Here is a 5,327-nt window from a genome sequence, read left to right on the forward strand (position 1 = left end):
GTGAGCGGCCAAAGGCCGCCCGCGGCCGGTCTGGGACCGGCCCCTATGCAAAGACATACGCCTTTCCGGGCGCTCCGTAGGGGCGGGTCCAAGACCCGCCCGCCGTTCCCCCTGAGCCGCACTTGAGCCCACCAGCCCAAAAGGCGCGCTCTCAACCGGTAGAAATACCGCCTAAAGGTTACCGGTAACTCAGCGGCAGCGGTAATAGACCAGAAACCAATCCACTGTCCACCCGCGCCTTTGCGAAGACTGCCAAGGCAGCCTAATTGGCGGCTTTCGTAAAATGGGGGCCCGGGGGTAAGGCGAATATGGACACGGAGTGTCCATCCTGAGCCGTCCCCCGGCGATTCTTTGGTGACTTTCTCATCGCTGAGAAAGTCACTCGCCCCGCAGGGCGAAATTCCGCGCCCTTTTTAATCCACAAACTCCACGCCGGTCTCTTCGCTCATGGACTTAATTCTTGCCAGGGACTCGATTCGCAATCCCTCGGCGCGCAGGCGGTCGCCGCCGGGCTGGAAGGCCTTCTCGATGACGATGCCGGCGCCCACCAGCTCCGCCCCCGAATCCTTCACCAGTTTAGCCAGCCCCTCCAGGGCGGCGCCGTTGGCCAGGAAGTCGTCGATGAGCAGCACCCTGTCCCCGGGGCCCAGGAACTCCTTGGCCACGATGATGTCGTACACCCGGCCGTGGGTAAAGGACTCCACCTTGGTGGTGTACACGTCGCCGGCGATGTTCTTGGTCTGGCTCTTCTTGGCGAAGATCACGGGACAGTGGAAATACTCCGCGGCCACGCAGGCAATGCCGATGCCCGAGGCCTCGATGGTAAGGATCTTGTTCACCTCGCGGTCGGCGAACCGGCGCTTGAATTCCTTTCCGATTTCCGCAAACAGCTCCACATCCATCTGGTGGTTGAGAAAGCTGTCCACCTTCAGCACGTCGGTGCCCTTCACCTTTCCATCCCTGCGGATGCGCTCCTTTAAAAGCTCCATGGCTTGATACTCCTTCCTCCGCCGGACTCCGCCCCGGCCTCTGCCGGAAAAGAACGGCGTGGCCCGGGAGATGCGGGCCACGTTCGATGGCGATACATTATTATTCTACATGTTCCGGCACCGTTCTGCAATCCTTTTTTCCGGCTCATTGGAAATTTTTCTGTCTTTCACCCCCCTTTTTCTCCCCGGCGGGGCGGACCGGTCGAACCCCGCCTTCCCGTAAAGTTTTTAGCTTTACACCATCTCCCCATTTTACCCATCCAGCCCCGCCAAAATTTCCCTGGAAAAAATAGGAGTCTCTCGACCTGCTTCGCCTTTTTCTTTTCCATTATATGGTAAACTGTAAATCAGAAGATTCCATATTTTTACATAGGAGGTCTTGTTATGCAGCTGCTGCGCAAAAAGGGGATGCTGGACAGCAACCGGGTGCTGTTTCTCCCCGTGGACGTCATCGCCCCCAACCCGGATCAGCCCCGGCGGGTCTTCCCCCAGCACGAGCTGGAGGAGCTGGCTGCCTCCATCCGCTCCCTGGGCCTGCTCCAGCCCCTCACCGTGCGCCGGGGGGAGCGCGGCTGGGAGCTGGTGGCCGGGGAGCGCCGCCTGCGGGCGGCCAAGCTGGCCGGGCTCACCGAGGTCCCCTGCCTCTCCCTCCAGATCGACAGCCAGCGCTCCTCCCTGCTGGCCCTGGTGGAGAACCTCCAGCGCAGGGATTTGGACTTCTGGGAGGAGGCCCTGGCCCTGAACAAGCTCATCTCCACCTACCACCTCTCCCAGGAGGAGGCCGCCCGGCGCATCGGCAAGAGCCAGTCCGCCGTGGCCAACAAGCTGCGCCTGCTGAAGCTGCCCACGCCGGTGCTGGAGCGCCTGCGGGACGGGGGCGCCACCGAGCGCCACGCCCGGGCCCTGCTCCCCCTGGCCGACCCGGCCCTCCAGATCCAGGCAGCGGATACTATTTTAAAGGAGAAGCTCACCGTGGCCCAGACCGAGGCCCTGGTGGACCAGCTCCTTCGCCCCGCGCCCCCCGCTCCCCCCGTCCGGCGGCCCCGCCGGGTCTTTGTGGTGAAGGACGTGCGGCTGTTCCTCAACTCCCTGAACCGGGGGATGGCCCTCATGCGCTCGGCGGGGGTGGACGCTCAGTGCAGCCGGGAGGACCGGGAGGAAGAGATTTTGTTGACCATCCATATTCCCCGCCGGGCCCAGGAGCATGTTTCACGTGAAACAAAACAGTTGACGTCAATTGACAGTTGACAGTTGACGATGGACAATTATTTCAGTGGCGAGGCTCCCCCGCCTCGCAGGATGCCGGCAGCTTTATTGCAGGTGTTCCCATTGAGTGTCCACAGGTGGGACACACTCAGCGGCCTCGGTTGGTGATGCCGGTCCTCATACAGCCCGCGCCCCTGACCCCCGCAAATTTCCTGCCTGTCTCTGTATACTTCTGTATATACATTCCATAATAAGGATACCCCGCGGTCCGCCTCCGGCGGGCCGCACTGTTTTATCTCTCCCGGCCGTCCGAGGCTGACGGTCCCCGTCCCCTGCAAATTGTCAATTGTCAATTACCACGTTTCACGTGAAACATTTTTGCCTTCGTTTCCCAGAAAAAAGCGGTGAACAGCTTGCAACCCCCCTCGCAGGTTGATATAATAGGGTTCTGGTATCACACCTTATTTCATAAGGCGGCGATCGGATGATCTCTTTTCCAAAGGAGGCACTCTATGGCAGCAAACATCATTGCCGTCGTCAACCAGAAGGGCGGAGTGGGCAAGACCACCACCGCCGTCAATATCACCGCGGCCCTGCGGGCCATTGGGAAGCGCACTCTGCTGTGCGACTTCGACCCCCAGGCCAACGCCACTTCAGGTATGGGGGTGGACAAGAACACCGCCTCCCCCAACGTGTACGACGTCCTCATCAACGGAGCGGAGCCGGAGAAAGCGGTGGTCTCCACCAAGTATGGGGACGTGCTCCCCTCCAACAAGGCCCTGGCCGGGGCAGGTATTGAGATGATCGCCATTCCCGACCGGGAGCACCTGCTGAAAAACGCCCTGGAGCGGCTGGCCCCCAACTACGACTATATCTTCATTGACTGTCCCCCCTCCCTGGAGCTGCTCACCGTCAACGCCCTGTGCGCCGCCGGGTCCCTGCTGGTCCCCGTCCAGTGCGAGTACTACGCTCTGGAGGGCCTCAGCGACCTGCTGGCCACCGTCCGTCTGGTGAAGCGGGGCCTCAACCCCAAGCTGGCCATGGAGGGCGTGCTGCTCACCATGTTTGACAGCCGCACCAACCTGTCCCTCCAGGTGGCGGAGGAGGTCAAGCGCCACTTCCCCGGCCAGGTGTACGCCACCGTCATTCCCCGGAACGTGCGCCTCTCCGAGGCCCCCAGCCACGGCATGCCGGTCCTGGACTACGACTCCCTCTCCCGGGGGGCGGAGGCCTACCGGTCCCTGGCCGAGGAGATCGCGGCAAAACACACTGTGTCAAATTAGGAATGAGGAATTGGGAATTTCCCCTCTGTTCCTATGAACTGGCCGATTGGGACGGTAAAATTCCTAATTCCTAACTCCTAATTCCTAATTCTACAAACGAGGAAGGAGTTTATATGGCGAAACGAAAGACAGAATTGGGCCTGGGGCGGGGCCTGAACGCTCTGTTGGGGGACCCGGAACTCTCCGCCTCCGGCGAGGGGTCCGTCTCCCTCCCCATCTCCCAGGTGGAACCGGGACTGAATCAGCCCCGGAAGCGGTTCGACCCGGAGTCCCTGTCCGATCTGGCGGACTCCATCCGCATCCACGGCGTGATCCAGCCTGTGACGGTGCGCCGCCTGGCCTCGGGCTACTACCAGATCATCGCCGGGGAGCGCCGCTGGCGGGCGGCCAAGCAGGCGGGCCTGGATGAGATTCCGGCGGTCATCATCGAGGCCGACGACCGGAAGGTCATGGAGATCGGCCTCATTGAGAACCTCCAGCGGGAGGACCTGAACCCCGCCGAGGAGGCCCGGGGCTATCAGACCCTGATGGAGGAGTACGGCCTCACCCAGGAGCAGGTGGCCGAGCGCATGGGCAAGTCCCGCCCCGCAGTCACCAACACCCTGCGGCTGCTGGCGCTTCCGGAGGATCTATTGACCATGGTGGAGGAGGGCGCTCTCTCCGCCGGCCACGCCCGGGCCATTCTGGGGGCGCCCACCCAGGCTCTCCAGCGGGAGGTGGCCAAGCACGTGGTGGAGCGCGGACTGTCCGTCCGTCAGACGGAGGCCCTGGTCAAGACCATTCAAAAGCAGCAGGAGCGGCCCAAGGAGAAGGGCCGGGACGAGATCTCCCTCTATCTGGGGGAGCTGGAGAAATCCCTGTCCGGCCGGCTGGGCCGCAAGGTGACCATCTCCCACCACGGCAAAAAGGGCAAGGTCCAACTGGAGTATTACAGCAGCGAGGACCTGGAGTTCCTGCTGACTCTGCTGGACCAGCAGCACGGAGAGGGGGCGGACCACTATGGCTGAGAAGCCGTCCTCCAAGGGGAAGCAGGAGGAGACGACAGAGACGGAGTCCCCCTCCCCCGCCCCCCAGCCGGAACAGCCGGAGAAAGCTCCGGAGAAGCCCCCCGCATACGTGCCTCCCGCCACCCGGGAGAAGCGGCAGCGGTCGGTGGTCCACTATATCGCCATTCTGTTTGCCGCCGCTTTTCTGCTGATGCTTATGGCCTATCTCATGGATCAGCGGCAGAACCAGGCCATGAACGACCTGAACCAGTCCCTCACCGGGCTCCAGGACTCCATCACCGACCAGAGCTCCCTCCAGGACATCTATGAGGACAACATGCAGCTGATCCAGCAGGTGGGCCAGCTGGAGGAGCAGGTGAAGCAGCTGGAGGAGGACAAGCAGTCCCTCACCAGCCAGCTGTCCGACCAGGAGAAGGCCAGCCAGGCCATGGACTGGTTCTGGCAGATCGACGAGGCCTACGTCCTGGGGCGGTACTCCCTGTGCCGGGAGCTGATCCAGGAGATCCAGGACGCGGGGCTGGTGGACTATCTCCCCAAGGAGAGCATCACCGACAACGGGCGGTTTTCGCCCTCCGGGCGGTATCAGGAGATCTATGAGGCGCTGTACTGATTGATTTGCAGGGGGTTTCGCCCTGCGGGGCGAGTTTCTTTCCCAGCGATGGGAAAGAAACCAAAGGATCGCCGGGGGACGCCGCAGAGGCGAACTCCGTTCGCCAATGACGGCTTACCCCCGGGCCCCCAAATGCGGGGGTTACCCCTCGAAGTGGGCAGAACATTTCCGGCGCGCAAAATCTGGGTGGCTGGTTTCAATTCCTGCCGGCCCACTGGGGCCTGGCTGTGCG

5 protein-coding genes are annotated in these 5,327 nt (G+C 62.3%); 4 read left to right on the forward strand and 1 reads right to left on the reverse strand.

The annotated features are described in order from the left end of the window. Window positions 1-413 precede the first annotated feature (413 nt). Complete coding sequence (locus B5F19_RS16295) at window positions 414-989, reverse strand: xanthine phosphoribosyltransferase (protein WP_087292678.1); 576 nt, start codon at window positions 987-989, stop codon at window positions 414-416. Window positions 990-1,373: 384 nt separating this feature from the next. On the opposite strand from B5F19_RS16295, the gene B5F19_RS16300 reads away from it, so the two are divergent. From B5F19_RS16300 to B5F19_RS16315, 4 genes are all read left to right on the forward strand, one after another. Further along, window positions 1,374-2,237, forward strand: coding sequence for a ParB/RepB/Spo0J family partition protein (locus B5F19_RS16300; RefSeq protein WP_087292680.1), 864 nt, complete (start codon window positions 1,374-1,376; stop codon window positions 2,235-2,237). Between the two features lie 470 nt (window positions 2,238-2,707). Next, window positions 2,708-3,478 carry a ParA family protein gene (locus B5F19_RS16305; protein WP_087292683.1) on the forward strand — a complete coding sequence of 257 codons (771 nt, stop codon included), beginning with the start codon at window positions 2,708-2,710 and terminating at the stop codon, window positions 3,476-3,478. 113 nt (window positions 3,479-3,591) lie between these two features. Next, entirely contained in the window at window positions 3,592-4,485 is an 894-nt protein-coding gene (locus tag B5F19_RS16310; RefSeq protein WP_087292686.1) for a ParB/RepB/Spo0J family partition protein, read from the forward strand. Then, the gene (locus B5F19_RS16315) at window positions 4,478-5,095 is read left to right on the forward strand and encodes a hypothetical protein (RefSeq protein ID WP_087292689.1); all 618 of its coding nucleotides are present in this window, start codon (window positions 4,478-4,480) and stop codon (window positions 5,093-5,095) included. Before B5F19_RS16310 ends, B5F19_RS16315 begins: the two co-directional genes overlap by 8 nt. Window positions 5,096-5,327 lie beyond the last annotated feature (232 nt).

This window comes from Pseudoflavonifractor sp. An184 (assembly GCF_002160305.1).
Lineage (GTDB): Bacteria > Bacillota > Clostridia > Oscillospirales > Oscillospiraceae > Lawsonibacter > Lawsonibacter pullicola.

Coding starts and splice junctions, on each gene's coding strand:
- B5F19_RS16295 (WP_087292678.1), bottom strand. CDS start 989: ATGGAGCTTTTAAAGGAGCGCATCCGCAGGGATGGAAAGGTGAAGGGC.
- B5F19_RS16310 (WP_087292686.1), top strand. CDS start 3,592: ATGGCGAAACGAAAGACAGAATTGGGCCTGGGGCGGGGCCTGAACGCT.
- B5F19_RS16305 (WP_087292683.1), top strand. CDS start 2,708: ATGGCAGCAAACATCATTGCCGTCGTCAACCAGAAGGGCGGAGTGGGC.
- B5F19_RS16315 (WP_087292689.1), top strand. CDS start 4,478: ATGGCTGAGAAGCCGTCCTCCAAGGGGAAGCAGGAGGAGACGACAGAG.
- B5F19_RS16300 (WP_087292680.1), top strand. CDS start 1,374: ATGCAGCTGCTGCGCAAAAAGGGGATGCTGGACAGCAACCGGGTGCTG.